This is a genomic window from Tolumonas lignilytica, from assembly GCF_000527035.1.
GTDB classification, from domain to species: Bacteria; Pseudomonadota; Gammaproteobacteria; order Enterobacterales; family Aeromonadaceae; genus Tolumonas; species Tolumonas lignilytica.
Genome location: NZ_AZUK01000005.1, coordinates 1 through 21,044 on the forward strand (window position 1 = coordinate 1; position 21,044 = coordinate 21,044).

Genomic DNA, 21,044 nt, shown 5'->3' on the forward strand with positions numbered 1-21,044 from the left:
TATAACTATTACTTATGGGGCAGCACGTAGTGCTGTCCACCATTAAGTTTTTGTTATGTTTTGGGTGATAACGACAAATTAACTGCCATTTTTGGATATATCTATAATTATCTTGTTCGCGGATAAATTAGAACAAAGTGTCCAGCCAAAGTTATACATTTTATCTCTTAGAAAGCATGACCAGTTGTTCTGATTGTGCTGCTTAAACAAAACATAAACCATTTGGTTTTTCATCAATGTTAGCTTAGGAATGATGTTATTTCGTTGACTTACAATCTCATTACCGACTTCCGAAATTGAATTGTAGATCGGGGTTGGATCAATCGTTTGAGCAACCCAAGCATAGCCAAAATAAAGGTATAGCTTAGAACTGATAGCAGCCAGCATGATTAGTGGGATAGATAAGTAAAATAATTTTTTTATTATCTTCTTCATACGGTACATGTTTCAGGAACTGAGGTTAATTAAGTATAGTTCATGCTTGAGTAATGTATGTTTTTGCTATGCATCATGGATTAAAGTTATTATATTTCAATCTGTTGCCAAGTTGGCTAAAGATTGAGTCTGTCATTTTTCTAATCAATGGGCATGTTTAACATGTGAAAAGCACTAATTCGAGCTAATTTATTCATTTCCACAATATCGATAAATAATTGAAGTCTGTTATCGACAACCGTATCAATGTCAGCCTGAGTCATATCATGGAATATTGAACACGACATGATAAGTTGTCGGATTTTCGGTATATCGAGTAAAAAACCGTGGTCAGACATGTATTGTTCAAGGAAATCAAAAGCTAAAAGGAGTTGGCTTTCATTGGAAGATGCATCTTCTGCTGCAATCCAGCGTAACAACTTTTCAGTAGATTTTTCGGATAGAGCCATATGATAAATCGAAATAAAGTGAGGACGTCATAAAAACATAACTTCAACTTGTGGGGTTGCGTAGCAATCCCACACCAAGTTTTTGTTATGCCTAGAACCATACTGGATCGTTATACCCAGTATCATTCGGCATAGTTTTCATTTTAATAAAGACTGCGAATCTATAGCCTAATTGAGCTTTAAAAGCTTGAAGTTTTAGATAATCAAAATCATCAGGAATGTTGCTTGTGGTCTTTTTCATTTCAACCACTAATAGATTGTTTTGTTCACCTCTTCGATGAACAATAATGTCAGGAAAAACAGTTTTACCATTTGTGTCTGTAGATTCACTGTCAATTTCTTCTATATTTAATCGTTTAGGATTTTCGATAGCACGATTATATTCACAGTCAACATGCCAATTAGGGAATTCATTTTCTAGATAAACTGCCAATCGATGTGAAATAGAGCGTTCATTAACATTGTTACTTAATAAGAAAACATCATTTTGAACAAGAACATCTAATGCTCGAATTAGCTTTTCTCTAATTTCACGTTCTTCCATATTACCTCTATAGGGCATAACTTCGTTTTATGCGGTGGCACGGAGTGCCATCCGACATTAAAATTTTGTTAGATATGAACAAATAAAAGTTGTTTATTATCAACCCAAAAGCTGGCTAATTGGTGCCACGGACTTTCAATTTTCACTGCGCCAGCTTCAAACAACCGCTTGGAATTACTCGCTGGCAATATTGGATCAGCGAAATTTGCTGAATTCTCAAATTAGCTCATTTAATGAACGTGCAGTGGTTGCTAAAAACACAGTGCCCCTATGATGAGCCGCTTAGGCGTTACACACTGACGGCGCTGAAGGTTGCCGAAGACGTAACCCGCGCAGGCTTTCAGTTTGCCGAATCAACGTGAATTCATGTGTTGCGCGAGGCAACCCACGCACAGATAGTGAGCCGTAAACACCACTGGACCCTCTGCACAGCCGCTTTAAGGCTTGAATTCACCGCCAACAATGAAGCCGTTTTTATTATCTAACTATTACTTATGGGGCGGTTGAAAACCGTCCCACATTAAGTTTTTGTTAGCTTTCTGAATTGGAACAGTCGTCATAGTTTTTTTAACTTAACCAAAATTTCCATTTCAATATATCCATCCTGTCTAACATCATTCAGGTAATGTTCAAGCATTGGGAAATTGTCTGGTTCAAAACCACTTTGGGGAAACCAATCTGAATAAATGCCTAATTGAGCTTTTATTGTGTCCTCTGGTTTACCTTTGAAATATAGTACAGCGTATTTCCCTTTTGGAATTTTTGATAATGAGAATGGCGATTTAACTTGTACAGTTTCATCAATCACAATAGATGCTTCATAGCGGCATTTATCAATTGGTGTGACTGTTGGATTGTCAAAGCAAAAAGCAAAGCGCTGTTGGGTATTAGTTTGAATACCATTTGCTATGGCCCATTGAATCAATCTATCCCATGCATTAAAGATGGCTTCTGGCTGGTAACCAGCTTCAGATGGCAATGTGCATACCTGTTGTTCTTCGAGATCTTTTATCTCAACATTCATATTTGTATCTCCTATAAAGATCACATTATTTGTGATGTGATTAGGATACAAATCGACGGGGTTGAAATCTTTTCCATACTTGCTAAAAACTTTTCCAATCTTGCTATCTTTTATTTTTTGAGGATTTCTAATTTCAGATGGGGTAAAGCCAAAATGTATTTTGACAGCTTTTGAGAAATTTGCATTTGAAGAAAAACCACATGCTAAGGCAATTTCTGTGATAGAAGTTTTAGGCTTGAAAACTAGCATGTTGATTGCTTTTTCGATTCTCCTGCGTGCTATGTAATCATTCACCGTTTCACCAACAATTGCTCTAAAAATGCGATGAAAATGAAATTCAGAAAAATAGCTAACTTTGGCAACATCACTGAGTGACAATTTTTGGTTAATGTTATCTTCAATAAACCGGATTGTTCGATTAACACGCTCTTTATATTCTGAATTCATAATGACTGCTGTGATGTTTATAAACTAGCGAAGAAAGCTAACTATTACTTATGGGGCAGCACGCAGTGCTGTCCGCCATTAAGTTTTTGTTAATTGGTTGGAATGAACACCAAAGGTGATTCAACCTCTTCTGTGACTTGTTAGTTCAGCCAGATAAAACGCCACCACAACGATTGTTCCATTTCTTGATATAGTCAATTCACGAAAGCGTGGTTTATCTACTCACTGTGTAGTCGTATTCTTTGCTCAACGAAACGTGATGCGTTTCACAAAAACAAAAAGACGAACACGGCCAAGCCGGTTCAACAAATGACTATCTGTGGAGTAAAGAACATGAAAAATACCTTCGTACGTTTTGCTGCTGTTGCTGCATTATCACTGGCTGCACTGTCATCTCAGGCTGCGGTAGACACTTATAAAGCACACGGTTCAGTATTGGCTGTCAATGCAGCAGACCAGACCGTAACTGTAAAACAAGATGCGGTTACGGAACTGGGCTGGCCAGCACGTACCGTCACTTACAATGCCGACGGTAGCAATGTGCTGAAAGGGGTGACTGTGGGTCAGACCGTCGATGTCCAATTTACCTCATCCAATGCTTTCAATGCAGATGCACACTTTGTAACGCCAGTTTCTCAATAATGAGACAGTAACAATCATAATGTCCAAGGGGTTATAAAACATAACTCCTTTTGTTTTTCTAAATTCTGCCTTCTCAGAGTGAAAAGTGAGTGTGCCATTTTCGTTTTAACGCCTCGATATTTGTTTAATTAATCGAGCGTACAGCAACACTGATTTTCAACTCCACGTTCCCCCAGTAATGGAGGCTTTTTGACAGAACAAACCAGCAAACCAAACCTAAATTAAATCCATTCGTATAGTTACAACCGAAAATCTTAAGCAACCAATTAACTTTTAGTTAAACGGCGGCACGTAGTGCCGTCCAGTGAGCGAATGCGAACGGGTTTGAACTTTTTGTTATGCTCTATTATCTGATGGTGCAGACACGCTACCATCATCGTGTAGGTAATATATATTATTCTCAACAATATCTTCTATAACGGCTTTTGCTGTTGTTGGCAGAGAAATAGTACTTTCTATTGTTGGTAATTGTACTTTAGTCAATCTAAATGAGAGAGAACTAATTTTTAGTAAACCTACCGTTTCAAAGTTGAAAAATAAATTCACATTTTCAATGATGTTTTCACCTTCATTCTTTACGTGACTTCGTATTAGGTCTGCTATCTTAATGACAGGGTTGTTATTTTCATCTAATAAAAAATCATTGCCGTTTATCATGTAGTTAAAATTTAATTCAGTAATATTGTTTCTTTTTAAGGCGCTAACGATGCTATCTCTGCTAAATTGGAATTGTAAATTATCAATGTTGCTTTGTGTCGGATTCATCGTTAAATGGATAGATTGTAATAAGTGGTTAACTGTAACTAACCTGATATTATTTTCTTTCGCTAAGAGTAAAGCTCCTTTTTGGAATGATGATGTTGTTGCAATTATGCCGTTTGCATTTCCAATGTCATTTAAAACTGACGCAAATGCTGCAACATGAAGTTTCTTAACTGAAGATGAGTAATTTTTACATTCCACACAAGTTCTATAAGTAGTACCTGCGGCTTTAAACTCCCAGAATACATCAATTTGATGTTTGGCTCCGCTTTTGCCGATTAGAGTGATATTGTGTTCAACTCGTAAATTGTCAAAGCCATCATAGTTGAGCATTCCTTGATGTATTGTGGCCACTAATTTTTCATATTCAGTATTTACATTCGTCAAATAGGTAACCTCTTTGAGCATAACTTCTAACTTGTGGGGCGCGAAAGCGTCCCACACTAAGTTTTTGTTAACTGGTCGTTGAGTTGAAATTGTTTAAAGCACGACGGCATTTTGCGAACCACCGGTGTCGTCGATAAACATTTTCATGTTCGGCCAGACTTGAATTTTCGAAAGTGTTCACTATTTTCACGACTCAAACAGTGCGCTGATTTTGAATTTACCCGCTGAACTTGCTTTCACTGAAACCGAATTCAACGCAAATCTTGCTGTGCCCAGAAGTGCAGGGAGCGGCACTGAAATTTTCGATGAACTTTCTACACCAGCGAAAAACAAAACACGCAACTAACGAAACCAGTTAACTATAAGTTAAACGGCGGCACGCAGTGCCGTCCAGTGAGCAACGCGAACGTGTTTAAACGCCTTGTTAGGTAGGAGAATAGAGGAAATATCTTTTATTCATCACCACTGGAGTTTCTAATTGGTACACAGACTGCAATGCTGCCACTGTGCCCGCTTCAAATCACCGCTCGGAATTACCCGGCGACAGGTTTGAAACTGCCTGCAGGTTTTATGTTTCACTGAAATTAAGCAGGAAACGGGTAGTGGTCGTTTCAAACCAAAACGCCCAGATGATGAGCCGCTTCAGGCGTACACACTGACAGCCTTGAAGGTTGCCGAAGACATAACCAGTGCGAAATTGAATTACACACAAGAAGTGAGATCATGAGTTATGCAAGGCAACCATTTCACCGGACGTGAGTCGCAAATAACACGGAACCCTCATACCAGCCGCTTTAAGGCTCGAATTCACCGCAAAAAAATTAAGAAAATTAATTACCTAACTATAAGTTAAACGGCGGCACACAGTGCCGTCCAGTGAGCAAAGCGAACGTGTTTAAACGCCTTGTTAGGTAGGAGAATAAAGGAAATATCTTTTATTCATCACCACTGTACTGGCTAATTGGTACACATACTTCAATGCTGCCACTGAACCGACTTCAAACCACCACTCGGAATTACCCGCTGACAGATTTGAAACAGCCAATTTGCTTTATGTTTCACTGAAATTATTCAGGAAACGGGCAGTGGTCGTTTCAAACCAAAACGCCCGGATGATGAGCCGCTTCAGGCGTACACACCGACGGCCTTGAAGGTTGCCGAAGACATAACCAGTGCGGAGTCGAATTACACATCGGCAGTGAGATCATGAGTTATGCAAGGCAACCACTTCACCGGTAGTGAGCCGCAAATAACACGGAACCCTCATACCAGCCGCTTTAAGATTCAAATTTACCGCAAAAAAATTAAGAAAATTAATTACCTAACTTCGAATTATGGGGCCACGAAGTGGTCCCACATTAATTTTTTGTTATATTGGTGTGATGTACAGTTCAGAATTAATAATCTTGCATTTCTTGAAATTAACTCTGAATGGAATATTTTCTGCAACATATGTAACAACGTTAACAGGGCAGCGAACACCAAAAATTATGGATTTAATCCAAGTAGAATCAGCTTTGGTGACACTAATTTTGTTATCTTTAAAAGTAACTAGCTGTTTCATTTCGTGACTAAGTTTAACTCTATACTCATTTTCATAAGACCAATAATCCAGTTTTGTTCGTAGAGCTGCCCAGAGGTCATCCCCCATTTTTTCTTGACTAATAAGGCCCATATTTGACCGAGTAATGTCTAATAAATCGATGCTCGCAATTTGTTCAGAATAAATGACTTTATCGGCATTCATTTTATCCGCATCCCACTCGATACAAAAACCATGATGGCTATTCGCGTAATGCGACCACATCAGATTGTTAAGTGGATTTGTGGTTAAACAGTAAAAATAGTAAGAATCAATTAAGGTATTTGTTTGTTGTTTTAATTTTTGAAAAAAATCAGTGTTTCCAGGAGTAAAGGAATCAAATACTTCTCTTTGTGATTTTGAAAGTGAGCCGCGAAATTTTCTTAATCTTTCTCTGCGTGGAATGATAAAGTTAACTTTTGAATCGAATAGATCGTTAAAATTTTGTCTAGCAGAAAACACAACGGTGGCTTCAAATAAATTTTGAATTGATTTATTTTTAGCTGGAGGAACTGAAGGATCGATACTTTGATATTTATATAAATTCATATTTAAAGAAATTCAGTTACCAATATAACTTCAAGTTAACGGGCTGGGCGTAGCGAAGCGGAGACCAGTCCAGTGAGCAACGCGAACGGCGTTGAACGCCTTGTTATGCAGTATTGAAAAAACGAACTCGAGTTCGCCTCGGAAGTAACGACTGGTTTCTCGGGCTAGCGTTCAACACTGTAAACAGAAAAAATGGTTGTAAGGAATTACCCACGACGGCGTTGATGTGCAGAAGCGCATAATCGCCGTATCGAATTTGCTGAAGCTCACGACTGATATTGTTTGGCGTATTATGAGCGGGCACTACTCTCGGTAGTGAGCCGTAAACAACGCAAGGCTTGCAGCCAACGCCGCTTTAAAACTCGAATTCCCCGCAAAACTACCAGCGAAATAAAACTGCATAACTTTTACTTGTGGGGTTGCGTAGCAATCCCACACCAAGTTTTTGTTAGGTAATTTTTTACATGTTGATGATATTCAATCATAGAACTGGTTGTAGATATTCGCTGTTCAGATAAGGCGTGTAGTCGATATACCAGCCGTAGCCCGCGGCGTTTATATCGAGCGTGATTTGGGCAGATGAATCTGTACCGGTAGTATCGCCGAGAGAATAGCCGGAGAAATCAGCAAACTGAACCATAGTGTTAGCTTGTCCCAAACCTTTGAACGTTTGATTCTCTGAAATTTTCCACGAATCATGATCATGCCAATAACTTTCACTTTTACCGCAAAGTTTTTCTTGTAATTTAGCAGACTGACCTTCTTCAACAATCTGGTGTAACTTTTGTCTTGGCAGTACATTGATAAAATATTTCAATGTCAGGGCAATTGAGCGACCACGCTCATCCTTACCCTCCACTAGTACAGCAACGCGATCTTTGCCTAAATAGTCCCTATTAGGAAGGTACTGTAAGTCATGAAATTTTGGATCATTTCGTAAATTCACAAATTTCCCATGTGCTGGTTGCTGTAAAATAGAGACTTTAAAGCTTTCCAACCACTCCCCGTACCATTCCCAATCTATTCCGCCAGAACCTCGGGATTCGAGAAGGATTTTCATTTCCGCCGGCAAAAAATTATTCATATAAGTCGTCGGGTGTAATGAGTTAACGCTTGAATCATCCTCCTCTGAAATATCATCCTCAGTTGCAATGGATAGTTCACATACGCCATAAGTCATCGATCTAATTGATGAGGCAGATGAAGCAGAATCAGAGGCCGCAGCTAAAACAATTGATTCCTGAGGAACTGCTTGTGGCATGACGTCAGGCGTTGCAATAAAGACCATACCTATTCCTTTTGTCTCAAGTCAAAAATCTGTTTGCAGTTGTTCAACGGCTACTGTTGAAATTTATTTTGTAAATGATGATTCTCGGAGCACTGATGAAACAGAGGAACTTTCTTAATTACCTAACTATAAGTTAAACGGCGGCACGCAGTGCCGTCCAGTGAGCAAAGCGAACGTGTTTAAACGCCTTGTTAGGTAGGAGAATAAAGGAAATATCTTTTATTCATCACCTCTGGACTTGCTAACTGGTACACCGACTTCAATGCGGCCACTGCACCGGCTTCAAACCACCGCTCGGAATTACCTGCCGACAGATTTGAAACTGCCGGTTTACTTTGTGTTTCACTGACATTATTCAGGAAACGGGGAGTGGGCATCTCAAATCAAACGCCCGGATGATGAGCCGCTCCAGGCGTACACACGGACTGAGTTGAAGGTTGCCGAAGACATAACCAGTGCGGAATTGGATTACACACCGGAAGTGAGATCATGAGTTATGCAAGGCAACCACTTCACCGGAAGTGAGCCGGAAACAACACGGAACCCTCATACCAGCCGCTTTAAGGCTCGAATTTTACGTAAAAAAATTAAGAAAATTAATTACCTAACTTCGAATTGTGCGGTGGCTGAAAGCCATCCGACACTAATTTTTTGTTAGGCGATGTATATTGTTATTTTTTGATGTTAGTTTAGCTTTTTACTAGAAATCGGAAAGGAATTCATTTGTAAGGCTTTGACTTGTTGAATTTTTTCTTCAGCCTCTCTGGTGTTCATTGCTTCCTCTTCCACAAGCCATCTAAATTTTTCTATTTCGTTTTCAAATGTGTTATCTGGGTTTATTTCTCTATGCCACTCAAGAAGTTGAGCCTTTTTTCTTTTATTTATTTCATTAATTATCTGATTATGATATTTATCTTGGATAATAGGAATAATGCCATTTTCTGTTCGAAAAACAGAGTATTTTGTTTTTGATAAGTATGCCAAGAGGATGCAAGTAATACCGCTAAGTATCCAGATTCCTTGACCTGATGCTGGTGCGTTATAATAAAGTGCATTGCCCAGGTTATATATTCCAGCTATCGTCCATACGTAACCTACATTTTTAAGCCATTCATGTTGCTCAATACGAATTGAGCATTTTTTGGGGAAGTAGGCATAATTTATATTTTTATCGCCAGAGCCTGACTGAGTGTCATATGATAAATTAAAATAATCATCATATAATGTAAATGTATATTTATTTCCTTTCTTTTTTTGTTCGAATTTCATTTTATTTCTCTTTTTTTATCAAGGACTATTTTCGCCTAACTTCGTTTTATGCGGTGGCACGGAGTGCCATCCGACATTAAAATTTTGTTAGATATGAACAAATAAAAGTTGCTTATTATCAACCCAAAAGCTGGCTAATTGGTGCCACGGACTTTCAATTTTCACTGCGCCAGCTTCAAACAACCGCTTGGAATTACTCGCCGGCAATATGGGATCAGCGAAATTTGCTGAATTTCAAATAAGCTCATTTAATGAGCGTGCAGTGGTTGCTAAAAACACAGTGCCCCGATGATGAGCCGCTTAGGCGTTACACACTGACGGCGCTGAAGGTTGCCGAAGACGTAACCCGCGCAGGCTTTCAGTTTGCGACTTCACGTGAATTCATGTGTTGCGCGAGGCAACCCACGCACAGGTAGTGAGCCGTAAACACCACTGGACCATCTGACTAGCCGCTTTAAGGCTTGAATTCACCGCCAACAATAAAGTCGTTTTTATTATCTAACTTCAACTTGTGGGGTTGCGTAGCAATCCCACACCAAGTTTTTGTTATGCCTAGAACCATACTGGATCGTTATACCCAGTATCATTCGGCATAGTTTTCATTTTAATAAAGACTGCGAATCTATAGCCTAATTGAGCTTTAAAAGCTTGAAGTTTTAGATAATCAAAATCATCAGGAATGTTGCTTGTGGTCTTTTTCATTTCAACCACTAATAGATTGTTTTGTTCACCTCTTCGATGAACAATAATGTCAGGAAAAACAGTTTTACCATTTGTGTCTGTAGATTCACTGTCAATTTCTTCTATATTTAATCGTTTAGGATTTTCGATAGCACGATTATATTCACAGTCAACATGCCAATTAGGGAATTCATTTTCTAGATAAACTGCCAATCGATGTGAAATAGAGCGTTCATTAACATTGTTACTTAATAAGAAAACATCATTTTGAACAAGAACATCTAATGCTCGAATTAGCTTTTCTCTAATTTCACGTTCTTCCATATTACCTCTATAGGGCATAACTATTACTTATGGGGCAGCACGCAGTGCTGTCCGCCATTAAGTTTTTGTTATGTGATTTTGGCTGCAGCAAAAGACGGTTTTTTTGAGAGCAAAAGCTACCGCACTGACTATCGACAATCAGATGCCCAACAACCGTGTTCTGCTCTTGATTTACTCATATGAACATGATGCCGAATGGTACTGAAAGAGACAAATGAAATTGGGGACTCAATTAATGAAAACTGAGCTATATCAATGCTGTGCATCATATCTGTGCAAGGTGATGATAGATTAATCAGCATTAGAATTTAGCACTGGTAACAACACCCGAAAAATTAAGGCAGTCAGATATGCGCTGTTGCTGGACAGCACTGAGTTCTGAAATTGAGGCATAACGAAATTCAGAATGTTCATGACTGAGAATGATGTTAGAAGGCGAGGGCAGTTCGCAACGGAAAATGAAAGCCTGTGAATTATAGGCAGAATGGAAATACACACCGCTGAGATAATGGATAAGAATTTCAGACCCGAGTTCTTCTCGGCACTCGCGGATCAACGCTTCGTGAATGGTTTCACCGGGCTCTAATGCACCACCAGGAAGCCCCCAGGATTTGGAACCGTAATCGGCTTTTAAGAGTAAAACTTGCCCTTCGGAATTAAGAATGACCGCATGACTGCTGAGCCTGAATTTATCATCAAAATCCATGACAACCCCTTAATCACATAACTTTAAGCTAAACGGCGGCACATAGTGCCGTCCAGTGAGCAACGCGAACGGGTTTGAGCGCCTTGTTAGCTCGGTGATGTATTATTTTTGATATGCTCTTTAATTGCTTCAGCTATAATTTGTTTCTGGCTTATACGTCTACCTGGTAATAGTTGCCATATCGTAATTAGAACAGAAAATACGAATGCTGCTATCGATATATATAAACTAAGATTACTACTGTTGAGGTATTGATTGATTAGATCGTTTTTATTTTTAATTGATGAAGTTAAACTGCTTAAGTCATCGCTTATTAATGTGTAATTATCGGCGGATAATTTCGAGTAAATATTTTTAAGGTCTCGCTTGTCTTGTTCATTTAAACCATCTAGTGGGTTTAATTTTGTATATTCCTGTATGTATTGATTTATTTTTGTAAGTAGAAAGCCGTCTTCTTTTGATGTGATTTCTTTTTGCGTAATTATATCAATCTTTATGTCTTGCAATACATCATTTAAATTGGTTTTGTTTTTATCATAAAAGTATTGAGGCTTAAGTAATACCCATATTGAATTTGCTATATTATCGGTTGATTTTGAATAAACCAACTTTAAGTCATCGAGGGATATATCTTTGTTAAGCGCATTATGTAACGCTGTTTTTGTGTCTGCCTTAGAGATAAACTTGTTATTTCCTTGGATTAATAAAAAAGAAAAGCTGATTGTGGTAACTAGAATTGATAGCAACATGAATAACTTTAGAGGGGCAAATAATCTGGTTTTTTTTGAGGCGGCTCTGATTTTTAATTCTTTTTCAATGTCTTTTGCTATTTTCTCAATCATATTATCATCAACATCAGTGACATTTTGTTCATCTAACTGCCTTCTAATCTCTTCAATAATCTCATCATGACTTTTATTGAACCAAGTTTTTTTTGCTTTAATGCTAAATTCAGCCATTTTTATTTCCGTATAGTGATTTTTAACAATTTAGATAGAGCTAACTTCGACTTATGGGGCGGTTGAAAACCGTCCCACATTAAGTTTTTGTTAACTGGCTGTTTTGCATTAGAAAATTAGTAAACAGCTCATTACGTAATTCAACAGTTTGTTCTTTAATAACAACAAACCCAAATCGCTCAAAAAACGGTTTGGCTGTTTTGCTCACATTGGCATGTAGTGAAACCAGATCACGTTCATTTGCTGCATCAATTATGTGTTGCATCAGAGCGTTACCGACACCTTGTTTTTGGAATGCGTGATGAACAAAAAAGTGATCAATTAAACCATCTTGTTGAAGATCAGCATAACCAACTATTGTGCTGTTCATTAGAGCAACAAAGGGGGCATTTTGAATTAACATTGATTGCCAAATTGCCGGATCGATAGAATCAGAAGCCCACGCTTGAACTTGTGCTAATGAATAATCCTGAATGTTGACCATGCGAACGGTGTTATAAAAAATAGACCACAACGCACCGGTATCTGACACTTCATAGTTTCGAATAGAAATCATTAAATATTAATGCCTGAGTGAAGTTTACACCGTGAAATCAGGAAGCCAGTTAACTTTTAATTAAACGGCGGCACGCAGTGCCGTCCAGTGAGCAAAGCGAACGGGTTTGAATTAGTTGTTAGGTATGAACAAAGAAAAGTCAGTAATTAACAAAAATAGAACTGGCTAATTGTGACCACGGACTTTCAATTTTCACTGCACTTGATTCAAACAACCGCTTGGAATTACTCGCCGACAATGCTGATGTAGCGAAATATTCTGAACGTTCACACATTTTCATTTATCGAACGGACAGTGGGCGTAATCGCCACTACGGCCAGATGATGAGCCGCTCAGGCGTTACACACTGACGGAGTTGAAGGTTGCCGAAGACGTAACCCGCGCAGGCTTTCAGTTTGCCAGTTCACGTGAATTCATGTGTTGCGCGAGACAACCCACTCGCAGATAGTGAGCCATAAACACCACTGGACCATCTGCACAGCCGCTTTAAGGCTTGAATTCATCATCAACAATGAAGCTGTTTTTATTACCTAACTATAAGTTAAACGGCGGCACGTGTGCCGTCCAGTGAGCAAAGCGAACGTGTTTAAACGCCTTGTTAGGTAGGAGAATAAAGGAAATATCTTTTATTCATCACCGCTGGACTGGCTAATTGGTGCACAGACTTCAATGTTGCCATTGCACCCGCTTTAAACCACCGCTCGGAATTACACGCCGACGGGCTTGAAACGGCCCCTTTGCGTTATGTTTCACTGACATTATTCAGGAAACGGGGAGTGGTCGTTTCAAACCAAAAAGCCCGGATGATGAGCCGCTTCAGGCGTACACCCCGACGGACTTGAAGGTTGCCGAAGACATAACCAGTGCGGATTTGAATTACACACTGAAAGTGAGATCATGAGTTATGCAAGGCAACCACTTCACCGGTAGTGAGCCGCAAATAACACGGAACCCTCATACCAGCCGCTTTAAGGCTCGAATTTTCCGCAAAAAAATTAAGAAAATTAATTACCTAACTTTTACTTGTGGGGTTGCGTAGCAATCCCACACCAAGTTTTTGTTATGTGTCGAAGTAATTTTGGAAAGCAGCTATATAAGATTAGCTTGTTGTTGTAATTCATTAATAAAACTATTTAACGATTTATTAAACATTGGAATTGTTTCACCAATAAATTCCCAGTCGAAAGTAAACAAAGCATTACTCCAGCCAAGGTGGTAAACGAGGCCATTTTCATTTGGTTGTTTATTGCCATGTGTCATATTGAAACTTTCATGATCAAAGTGAGCTGCTTGCTTGTTACGGTATTCTTTAGCAGCTTCGATAAATTGATAAAAACGATCCTTAACGTCTTCAGAGAATGCATCTAAGATAATTTTGTCAAGAATTGGCAGCCAGAATGTTTTTTTATTATCAGCAATAAGACCAGCTTTACCATTACCCATATTTATTATAGTACAAAATTTGATGATTATTTCTTCAGCTATTAGTTCGTTTATAAGTTGAATATCATGAATGTCGGGAAACAAAGAACCATGTTTTTCTTCAAAGTTATCCAATGCTTCACTTTCAAGTCTTAGTCTGATTCCCAGCCTTTCACGCTCATTATCATATAATTCGGTGATTTTTTGCGGTCTACCCGTATTGTAGAAACGGTCTATACGTTGTCTAAGAGCAAGAAGTTCAATAATTCGATTAAGCGCTAATTCCCACAAATATAACCTGCCGAGAGTTTCTTTATCTTGTGACATTTATATATCCAAAAAATGCATGAAATATGAGGGATGTTGGTGTTCTAGCTAGACACATAACTTTTAATTGTGGGGCCACGAAGTGGTCCCGCACTAATTTTTTGTTAGGCCAAACTACTTGTCTAATTGGCACAAAAATAAATATCAGCAATATCGTTTTTAGGGGATAAATTACTATTTATTTAAGATAAGCGCAGAGCATGTATCTGAGCACTATCCACCTCGGTAATATGTAATAGCGATATCTGTTTTTTGCCCGTTTTTTTCTATGAGCAAAGTGCCCTCGTAATCATCACCACAGCAACTTTCTGTATCAATAGAACAAGAAGTCTGAACAACATGACTGTTAAGTATGACCTTAGTTAATTTGTCCTGAGAAAGAAAGCTATAAGTGTAGCTGTTGCCCAGTGTAGGTTTATTCTTATTTTTGTGACCACTAATATAATTATATTGAGTTCGAATAATGGTTATGAGTTGTCCATTTAACGAAATTATTGCTTTTGCTTCCTCAGCGCTACTATCACTATGTGATTCGGGCTCAACAAACTCCAAGACACACTTTGGGTTGTTGGGAGAACTACCTGCTCGCATTATTAACGAGTTCCAGTCTTCGCCACAATGTTCATTAGGTAAATCACTAATAGGAAGTGGATGCGCCACCGATAAAATCGGTGTAGCTATTAGGATGAAACTAACAAATATTTTTAAAAATCGAAAAATCATAATTAGGGCCTAACTATTACTTATGGGGCAGCACGGAGTGCTGTCCGCCATTAAGTTTTTGTTAGCTTTTGCCCTAATTTGTGACTAAATTTAATTCAGGTGTAAATTGCTGGATAAGCAGATTTATGATGAACAATGTCAATAATATCACTTTAATTTTGTTTTTATGTTTTGTTTCTTCGAATTTTATAACGACTGTATCTGCGATAAAATCATGAATTGATCTGCGTTTTGTATTACACATCATCGTTATAAACTCAAGCAGCGACAAAAATAAAATCGGTGATCCGAATAGCATTAGCGTAAAATGATTACCTAATGCTCTATTGGCTAGCATGCCATGAGATAAGTTAAATAATTGTATAGTTAAAAATATTAAACTAAAGCTAGAAAATAAAATTTGACGAAGGACCGCATGTTTGGGGCCAACCTCACACTCATTAGATGTTAGTATCTTAATTCCGGAAGCCATTTTTCCTGGTGTTTGGCCAAATCGTGCAACGAAATAGTAATAGTAGTAAATGATGACTGCAGTATAAAAAACGCTCCAAATCTGAAGTGTCAGTGGATTTGATATTGAATTCCATAGATATTTATCAAACCATGCAAAAGGAGCCAATGCAGCGGAATCAAGACATGCTGCTATTATTCGTCGTTTTAAAGTACAAAATTTATCTGGAACATAATTATCATTTTCTATTGTGCTTTCCATGATTTATTACCCATGCATTTATAATAAAAAAGCTAACTTCGACTTGTGGGGCGCGTTAGCGTCCCACACCAAGTTTTTGTTAACTAGCAAATTCGACTAGTTCAGATTGCTCAGTTTTAATTGTCACGCCGAAACTTTTAATATTTGGCAATGTAGCATTATGATGTTGAATGATGAATTCAGCAGGTGCGTGTTGTTTATCATGTGTTGTATGAGTATCACTCACTAACGTGATTTCAAAACCCTTTGCCGCTGCACTTCGAATCGTTGTATCTACACAAAATTCAGTTGCGTAGCCACAGACTACCAATTCAGAAACAGTTTGGTTTGTTAAAATTTGAAGCAAGTCGGTTTTTAAAAAAGAGTCAGGCGTGGTTTTGCGAACATAAAAATCTGATTCAGCCTGATTCAAATTATTAGGCAATTCCCAGCCATCACTCTGAAATTTCAGAATTTCATGGTTTGGTGTTTCATGTTGTATCCATATGACAGGCGCATTAGACGCTCGTGCCTTATCAGCAAGTTTATTGATATTAGAAATCACTTCATCAGATTTGTAAGGCGATGGTTTTGGTTCAAATAAGCCAACTTGGACGTCAATAATTAATAATGCTTTTGTCATTTGAATATGTGCTCAGAGTTGTAATTGCTAGTTAACTTCGTTTTATGCGGTGGCACGTAGTGCCATCCGACATTAAAATTTTGTTATCTATCGTTTAATTTCAGCCTTTATTCATAGTGATAACGACAGGAAATGATCGTGAAACGGTTATCTTCTACTGCATAAACAAGGCGATTTGTGTCATCAATACGGCGAGACCAAAAACCTGATAGATTCATTTTTAAAGGTTCTGGTTTTCCAATACCTTCAAATGGAGATCGTTTGATATCTTCGATAATTTTATTGATGCGTTTTAGCGTTTTTTTGTCTTGGTTTTGCCAATAAAGATAATCATCCCAAGCTTCGTCAGTCCAAGTCAGTAATCTACTCATCAATCAGATCTCGCTCTTGAGTCTGATTATTACGGTATTGCGCGATTGATTTTGCCAAATGAGCAGCATTAGCTGGCGATTTTAATAGATGAACGGTTTCCATGAGGCTGTTGTAATAATCAAGTGACATCACTACAGCATCTTCAGCATCTCGACGAGTGATAATGGTGCAGTCGGCATCATTAACCACTTGATCTAAGACTGATTTAAGATTGTTGCGTGCTTCTGTAAATGAAACGACTTGCATAAAGACTCCGTTAACTGTGCAACTTATGGTACAAGTATAGCTCAGTCAACGAAATGTACAATTGGTTGTACAACTAAAACTTTCAAAAGATAGATAACTATAAGTTAAACGGCGGCACGCAGTGCCGTCCAGTGAGCAAAGCGAACGTGTTTAAACGCCTTGTTAGGTAGGAGAATAAAGGATATATCTTTTATTCATCACCACTGAACTGGCTAATTGGTACACGGACTTCAATGCGGCCACTGCACCTGCTTTAAACCACCGCTCGGAATTACCCACCGACAGAGTTGAAACTGCCGGTTTACTTTGTGTTTCACTGACATCATTCAGGAAATGGGGAGTGGGCATCTCAAATCGAAACGCCCGGATGATGAGCCGCTCCAGGCATACACACCGACGGCCTAGAAGGTTGCCGAAGACATAACCAGTGCGGAATCGAATTACACACCGGAAGTGAGATCATGAGTTATGCAAGGCAACCATTTCACCGGAAGTGAGCCGCAAACAACACGGAACCCTCATACCAGCCGCTTTAAGGCTCGAATTTACCGCAAAAAATTAAGAAAATTAATTACCTAACTTCAAGTTAACGGGCTGGGCGCAGCGAAGCGGAGACCAGTCCAGTGAGCAAAGCGAACGGCGTTGAACGCCTTGTTATGCAGTATTGAAAAAATGAACCCGATTTCATCTTGGAAGTAACGACTGGTTTCTCGGGCTAGCGTTCAACACCGTAAACAGAAAAAATGGTTGTAAAGAATTACCCGCGACGGCGTTGATGTGCAGAAGCTCATAATCGCCACGCCAAATTTACTGAAGCTCACGATTAACTTTATTTGGCGTATTATGAGCGGGCACCACGCGGCGATAGTGAACCGTAGATAACACAGGACTTGCAGCCAACACCGCTTTAAAACGTGAATTCCCCGCAAAACTTTCAGCAAATTAAAACTGCATAACTTTTACTTGTGGGGTTGCGAAGCAATCCCACACCAAGTTTTTGTTAACTGCATTTAACTCGGGAATATGGCAATGAACTTTAAGTCTTTATAAAAAACAAGCCTAATTACAACTTCATTACTGGATTTATGAGCTTGATAATAAAACACATCTTGATTTTCACCATGTGTTTCTGTCGATTTTAAGTGTGAATTATATTTTTCGGTAATTATTCGTTGGTTTTTATTAAATGATGGCAATTCTGTTTTCATTCCAGTAGCTACAATTATTTTTGGTTTATTCGCTGCTCTTGTTTTGTAATGATGAAAGTGAATACCATATGCAACGTGTATAATCTGTTCAACAACTCTGGAGTAATCGAGATTGTATTTATAAGTAGATATTATAGAATTATCTTTAAATACATTTACTGGCTGTCTATTTTTTAGTATTTCATATATAACATGTGGTGTCCGTTTGTTAATTCTTAATAACTTATTAAGTTGAGCATCTTTTGCGTAGTTAGTTGTACACCATGCGATTGAAAATGCGATTAAAAGATATTCATCATTTTTTGATTTGCTAAGATTATGCTCATCACAAGAGGGGACTTTTATTAAATTTTTTCTATAATCGTTCTTATTCAGAACGTCTTTAGTTTCAGGAAATAGGCATTTTGGTGGAACATGCTCTTCCGATGTGGCAATGCAGTCACACATATAACAATGCTGTTTTTTTTTCATATAATGCTTAACATGCAGTTAACTTCGTTTTATGCGGTGGCACGTAGTGCCATCCGACATTAAAATTTTGTTAAGTGCTTTTGCTTTTATTGACCAAACTGACGTTCGCAAGGGATGCCATCATTATCACCATCGACTTTCATGCCTGGACAATTATCTAAGTAAAATTTGGCTTCTGCATATGAGTTCATTTCTGAACAATGCGTTTTCCCTTGGCATGAAAATACCGAAGATGATGAATTCATTTCAACCGTAGGCGAGGGCGTCGAGTCGTCTATTATTGAACTAATTGATGATGTTGGTGCGGCCGCATCAGATTTATAAAAATGCTGGAATGCGGCGACACACAATGCAATCAGGATAAAAAATTTTCTCAAGGTAAACTCCCTGTACCTTCGTTTATTGGTAGGTTTGACCGTTGTGCTTCAACCAACCGGAAACATGGCGATTTTGCGGATCATGATGCGTCCAGTGAATAACCCCACCTTTTTCATTCCACTCGTATTCACCGTAGAACTCAACGGTGTCACCTTCGTTCAGACTTTCAATTCTTGGTGCTAAGTCGATGTTATGGGCAACAAGCAATGTCTGACCTGTTGAAAGTTTTAGAATAAAACGTTGGTGCTGAGAACCCCGAGTATCATCAGGCAGCACTTTAACAACAATACCATCACCTTGAATTTGTAAATTACTTTGCTGGTTTTGATATGCCTGAGATAACGCGGCATCTGATTCGCCAGCATGAGTAAATGTGATTGGAATTAATAATGAAAGCCCAAACAGGAACGCAAAATATAGCGAGTTATGTATTTTCATAAGAGAGAGCTCTCGATTGGAAGAACTTAACTTTTAATTAAACGGCGGCACGTAGTGCCGTCCAGTGAGCAGCGTAGCGCGAACGTGTTTGAATTTGTTGTTAGGTATGAACAAAGACAAGTCATTTATTATCAACAACACGGCTGGCTAACTGGTGCCACGGACTTTCAGTTTTCATTGGGGCAGCTTCAAACAACCGCTTGGAATTACTCGCCGACAATATCGATGCAGCGAAGTTTGCTGAACATTCACACATTTTCATTTAGTGAGTGGGCAGTGGGCGTAATTGCCACTACGGCTAGATGATGAGCCGCTTAGGCGTTACACACTGACAATGCTGATGGTTGCCGACACGTAACCCGCGCAGGCTATCAATTTGCAACTTCACGTGAATTCATGTGTTGCGCGAGGCAACCCACTCGCAGGTAGTGAGCTGCACAAACCACTGGACCATCTGCACAGCCGCTTTAGGGCTCGAATTCACCGCCAACAACAAAGCCGTTTTTATTACCTAACTATAAGTTAAACGGCGGCACGTGTGCCGTCCAGTGAGCAAAGCGAACGTGTTTAAACGCCTTGTTAGGTAGGAGAATAAAGGAAATATCTTTTATTCATCACCGCTGGACTGGCTAATTGGTGCACAGACTTCAATGTTGCCATTGCACCCGCTTTAAACCACCGCTCGGAATTACACGCCGACGGGCTTGAAACGGCCCCTTTGCGTTATGTTTCACTGACATTATTCAGGAAACGGGGAGTGGTCGTTTCAAACCAAAAAGCCCGGATGATGAGCCGCTTCAGGCGTACACCCCGACGGACTTGAAGGTTGCCGAAGACATAACCAGTGCGGATTTGAATTACACACTGAAAGTGAGATCATGAGTTATGCAAGGCAACCACTTCACCGGTAGTGAGCCGCAAATAACACGGAACCCTCATACCAGCCGCTTTAAGGCTCGAATTTTCCGCAAAAAAATTAAGAAAATTAATTACCTAACTATAAGTTAAACGGCGGCACGCGTGCCGTCCAGTGAGCAAAGCGAACGTGTTTAAACGCCTTGTTAGGTAGGAGAACAAAAGAAATATCTTTTATTCATCACCACTGGACTGGCTAATTGGGACACAGACTTCAATGCTGCCACTGCGCCCGCTTTAAACCACCGCTCGGAATTACCCGCCGACAGATTTGAAACTGCCGGTTTACTTTGTGTTCCACGGACATCATTCAGGAAACGGGGAGTGGTCGTTTCAAACCAAAACGCCCTGATGATGAGCCGCTTCAGGTGTACACACCGACGGACTTGAAGGTTGCCGAAGACATAACCAGTGCAGACTAGAGTTCCACACTGGCAGTGAGATCATGAGTTATGCAAGGCAACCACTTCACCGGAAGTGAGCCGCAAATAACACGGAACCCTCATACCAGCCGCTTTAAGGCTTGAATTTACCGCAAAAAAATTAAGAAAATTAATTACCTAACTATTACTTATGGGGCAGCACGCAGTGCTGTCCGCCATTAAG

General features: G+C 39.1%; 21 protein-coding genes. 1 reads left to right on the forward strand and 20 read right to left on the reverse strand.

Going from position 1 to position 21,044, the window contains the following annotated elements; all coding sequences use genetic code 11:
• Positions 1-575 precede the first annotated feature (575 nt).
• The 3 genes from H027_RS0116980 to H027_RS0116990 all read right to left on the reverse strand — a co-directional run bounded on the left by H027_RS0116980 (position 576) and on the right by H027_RS0116990 (position 2,899).
• Positions 576-884 (reverse strand): hypothetical protein, encoded by a 309-nt coding sequence (locus tag H027_RS0116980; protein ID WP_024873569.1) that lies wholly within the window; start codon positions 882-884, stop codon positions 576-578.
• Positions 885-975: 91 nt separating this feature from the next.
• The gene (locus H027_RS18170; protein ID WP_024873545.1) at positions 976-1,428 is read right to left on the reverse strand and encodes a hypothetical protein; all 453 of its coding nucleotides are present in this window, start codon (positions 1,426-1,428) and stop codon (positions 976-978) included.
• A 556-nt stretch (positions 1,429-1,984) separates the two neighbouring features.
• Positions 1,985-2,899, reverse strand: a complete 915-nt coding sequence (locus tag H027_RS0116990; protein ID WP_024873570.1) for an AraC family transcriptional regulator — start codon at positions 2,897-2,899, stop codon at positions 1,985-1,987.
• Between the two features lie 333 nt (positions 2,900-3,232).
• Here H027_RS0116990 and H027_RS0116995 point away from each other — a divergent pair, with 333 nt between their 5' ends.
• A complete protein-coding gene (locus H027_RS0116995; protein ID WP_024873571.1) occupies positions 3,233-3,541 on the forward strand; it encodes a copper-binding protein in 309 nt (102 codons plus the stop codon).
• 336 nt (positions 3,542-3,877) lie between these two features.
• Here the strand turns inward: H027_RS0116995 and H027_RS18580 are convergent, their stop codons facing one another.
• The 17 genes from H027_RS18580 to H027_RS0117085 all read right to left on the reverse strand — a co-directional run bounded on the left by H027_RS18580 (position 3,878) and on the right by H027_RS0117085 (position 19,523).
• Positions 3,878-4,711, reverse strand: coding sequence for a restriction endonuclease (locus H027_RS18580; RefSeq protein ID WP_024873572.1), 834 nt, complete (start codon positions 4,709-4,711; stop codon positions 3,878-3,880).
• A gap of 1,348 nt (positions 4,712-6,059) precedes the next feature.
• Entirely contained in the window at positions 6,060-6,821 is a 762-nt protein-coding gene (locus H027_RS0117005; RefSeq protein WP_024873573.1) for a DUF2971 domain-containing protein, read from the reverse strand.
• A gap of 481 nt (positions 6,822-7,302) precedes the next feature.
• On the reverse strand, positions 7,303-8,109 hold the full coding sequence (locus tag H027_RS0117010) for a hypothetical protein (protein WP_024873574.1): 807 nt from the start codon (positions 8,107-8,109) through the stop codon (positions 7,303-7,305).
• A gap of 684 nt (positions 8,110-8,793) precedes the next feature.
• Positions 8,794-9,378: a hypothetical protein gene (locus H027_RS0117020; RefSeq protein ID WP_024873576.1), complete on the reverse strand. Its 585-nt coding sequence runs from the start codon at positions 9,376-9,378 to the stop codon at positions 8,794-8,796.
• Between the two features lie 552 nt (positions 9,379-9,930).
• Entirely contained in the window at positions 9,931-10,383 is a 453-nt protein-coding gene (locus H027_RS0117025; protein ID WP_024873545.1) for a hypothetical protein, read from the reverse strand.
• A gap of 301 nt (positions 10,384-10,684) precedes the next feature.
• Positions 10,685-11,089: an NUDIX hydrolase gene (locus H027_RS0117030; RefSeq protein ID WP_024873577.1), complete on the reverse strand. Its 405-nt coding sequence runs from the start codon at positions 11,087-11,089 to the stop codon at positions 10,685-10,687.
• A gap of 86 nt (positions 11,090-11,175) precedes the next feature.
• A complete protein-coding gene (locus tag H027_RS0117035) occupies positions 11,176-12,048 on the reverse strand; it encodes a hypothetical protein (protein ID WP_024873578.1) in 873 nt (290 codons plus the stop codon).
• Between the two features lie 79 nt (positions 12,049-12,127).
• Positions 12,128-12,604, reverse strand: a complete 477-nt coding sequence (locus tag H027_RS0117040; RefSeq protein ID WP_024873579.1) for a GNAT family N-acetyltransferase — start codon at positions 12,602-12,604, stop codon at positions 12,128-12,130.
• 1,089 nt (positions 12,605-13,693) lie between these two features.
• Positions 13,694-14,353 (reverse strand): hypothetical protein, encoded by a 660-nt coding sequence (locus H027_RS0117045; protein WP_024873580.1) that lies wholly within the window; start codon positions 14,351-14,353, stop codon positions 13,694-13,696.
• Between the two features lie 213 nt (positions 14,354-14,566).
• On the reverse strand, positions 14,567-15,076 hold the full coding sequence (locus tag H027_RS0117050; protein ID WP_152536784.1) for a hypothetical protein: 510 nt from the start codon (positions 15,074-15,076) through the stop codon (positions 14,567-14,569).
• A gap of 73 nt (positions 15,077-15,149) precedes the next feature.
• Positions 15,150-15,788, reverse strand: coding sequence for an RDD family protein (locus tag H027_RS0117055; protein WP_024873582.1), 639 nt, complete (start codon positions 15,786-15,788; stop codon positions 15,150-15,152).
• Positions 15,789-15,867: 79 nt separating this feature from the next.
• Entirely contained in the window at positions 15,868-16,410 is a 543-nt protein-coding gene (locus H027_RS0117060) for a cysteine hydrolase family protein (protein ID WP_024873583.1), read from the reverse strand.
• A 107-nt stretch (positions 16,411-16,517) separates the two neighbouring features.
• Positions 16,518-16,781, reverse strand: coding sequence for a Txe/YoeB family addiction module toxin (locus H027_RS0117065; protein ID WP_024873584.1), 264 nt, complete (start codon positions 16,779-16,781; stop codon positions 16,518-16,520).
• The gene (locus tag H027_RS0117070) at positions 16,774-17,028 is read right to left on the reverse strand and encodes a type II toxin-antitoxin system Phd/YefM family antitoxin (protein WP_024873585.1); all 255 of its coding nucleotides are present in this window, start codon (positions 17,026-17,028) and stop codon (positions 16,774-16,776) included. The genes H027_RS0117065 and H027_RS0117070 overlap by 8 nt, the downstream gene beginning before the upstream one ends.
• Positions 17,029-18,038: 1,010 nt before the next feature.
• Positions 18,039-18,707: a hypothetical protein gene (locus tag H027_RS0117075; protein WP_152536786.1), complete on the reverse strand. Its 669-nt coding sequence runs from the start codon at positions 18,705-18,707 to the stop codon at positions 18,039-18,041.
• Positions 18,708-18,793: 86 nt separating this feature from the next.
• A complete protein-coding gene (locus H027_RS19075; RefSeq protein WP_024873551.1) occupies positions 18,794-19,084 on the reverse strand; it encodes an excalibur calcium-binding domain-containing protein in 291 nt (96 codons plus the stop codon).
• A 22-nt stretch (positions 19,085-19,106) separates the two neighbouring features.
• On the reverse strand, positions 19,107-19,523 hold the full coding sequence (locus H027_RS0117085) for a DUF3465 domain-containing protein (protein WP_024873587.1): 417 nt from the start codon (positions 19,521-19,523) through the stop codon (positions 19,107-19,109).
• Between the last annotated feature and the right edge of the window lie 1,521 nt (positions 19,524-21,044).

Excerpts from the sequence above, each read along its gene's own strand:
- H027_RS0117005 (WP_024873573.1), bottom strand. The coding sequence starts at position 6,821 with ATGAATTTATATAAATATCAAAGTATCGATCCTTCAGTTCCTCCAGCT.
- H027_RS0117010 (WP_024873574.1), bottom strand. The coding sequence starts at position 8,109 with ATGGTCTTTATTGCAACGCCTGACGTCATGCCACAAGCAGTTCCTCAG.
- H027_RS0117045 (WP_024873580.1), bottom strand. The coding sequence starts at position 14,353 with ATGTCACAAGATAAAGAAACTCTCGGCAGGTTATATTTGTGGGAATTA.
- H027_RS0117040 (WP_024873579.1), bottom strand. The coding sequence starts at position 12,604 with ATGATTTCTATTCGAAACTATGAAGTGTCAGATACCGGTGCGTTGTGG.
- H027_RS0117055 (WP_024873582.1), bottom strand. The coding sequence starts at position 15,788 with ATGGAAAGCACAATAGAAAATGATAATTATGTTCCAGATAAATTTTGT.
- H027_RS0117020 (WP_024873576.1), bottom strand. The coding sequence starts at position 9,378 with ATGAAATTCGAACAAAAAAAGAAAGGAAATAAATATACATTTACATTA.
- H027_RS18580 (WP_024873572.1), bottom strand. The coding sequence starts at position 4,711 with ATGCTCAAAGAGGTTACCTATTTGACGAATGTAAATACTGAATATGAA.
- H027_RS0116980 (WP_024873569.1), bottom strand. The coding sequence starts at position 884 with ATGGCTCTATCCGAAAAATCTACTGAAAAGTTGTTACGCTGGATTGCA.
- H027_RS0117035 (WP_024873578.1), bottom strand. The coding sequence starts at position 12,048 with ATGGCTGAATTTAGCATTAAAGCAAAAAAAACTTGGTTCAATAAAAGT.
- H027_RS0116990 (WP_024873570.1), bottom strand. The coding sequence starts at position 2,899 with ATGAATTCAGAATATAAAGAGCGTGTTAATCGAACAATCCGGTTTATT.
- H027_RS0116995 (WP_024873571.1), top strand. The coding sequence starts at position 3,233 with ATGAAAAATACCTTCGTACGTTTTGCTGCTGTTGCTGCATTATCACTG.
- H027_RS0117065 (WP_024873584.1), bottom strand. The coding sequence starts at position 16,781 with ATGAGTAGATTACTGACTTGGACTGACGAAGCTTGGGATGATTATCTT.
- H027_RS0117070 (WP_024873585.1), bottom strand. The coding sequence starts at position 17,028 with ATGCAAGTCGTTTCATTTACAGAAGCACGCAACAATCTTAAATCAGTC.
- H027_RS18170 (WP_024873545.1), bottom strand. The coding sequence starts at position 1,428 with ATGGAAGAACGTGAAATTAGAGAAAAGCTAATTCGAGCATTAGATGTT.
- H027_RS0117075 (WP_152536786.1), bottom strand. The coding sequence starts at position 18,707 with ATGAAAAAAAAACAGCATTGTTATATGTGTGACTGCATTGCCACATCG.
- H027_RS0117060 (WP_024873583.1), bottom strand. The coding sequence starts at position 16,410 with ATGACAAAAGCATTATTAATTATTGACGTCCAAGTTGGCTTATTTGAA.
- H027_RS0117050 (WP_152536784.1), bottom strand. The coding sequence starts at position 15,076 with ATGATTTTTCGATTTTTAAAAATATTTGTTAGTTTCATCCTAATAGCT.
- H027_RS0117085 (WP_024873587.1), bottom strand. The coding sequence starts at position 19,523 with ATGAAAATACATAACTCGCTATATTTTGCGTTCCTGTTTGGGCTTTCA.
- H027_RS0117030 (WP_024873577.1), bottom strand. The coding sequence starts at position 11,089 with ATGGATTTTGATGATAAATTCAGGCTCAGCAGTCATGCGGTCATTCTT.
- H027_RS0117025 (WP_024873545.1), bottom strand. The coding sequence starts at position 10,383 with ATGGAAGAACGTGAAATTAGAGAAAAGCTAATTCGAGCATTAGATGTT.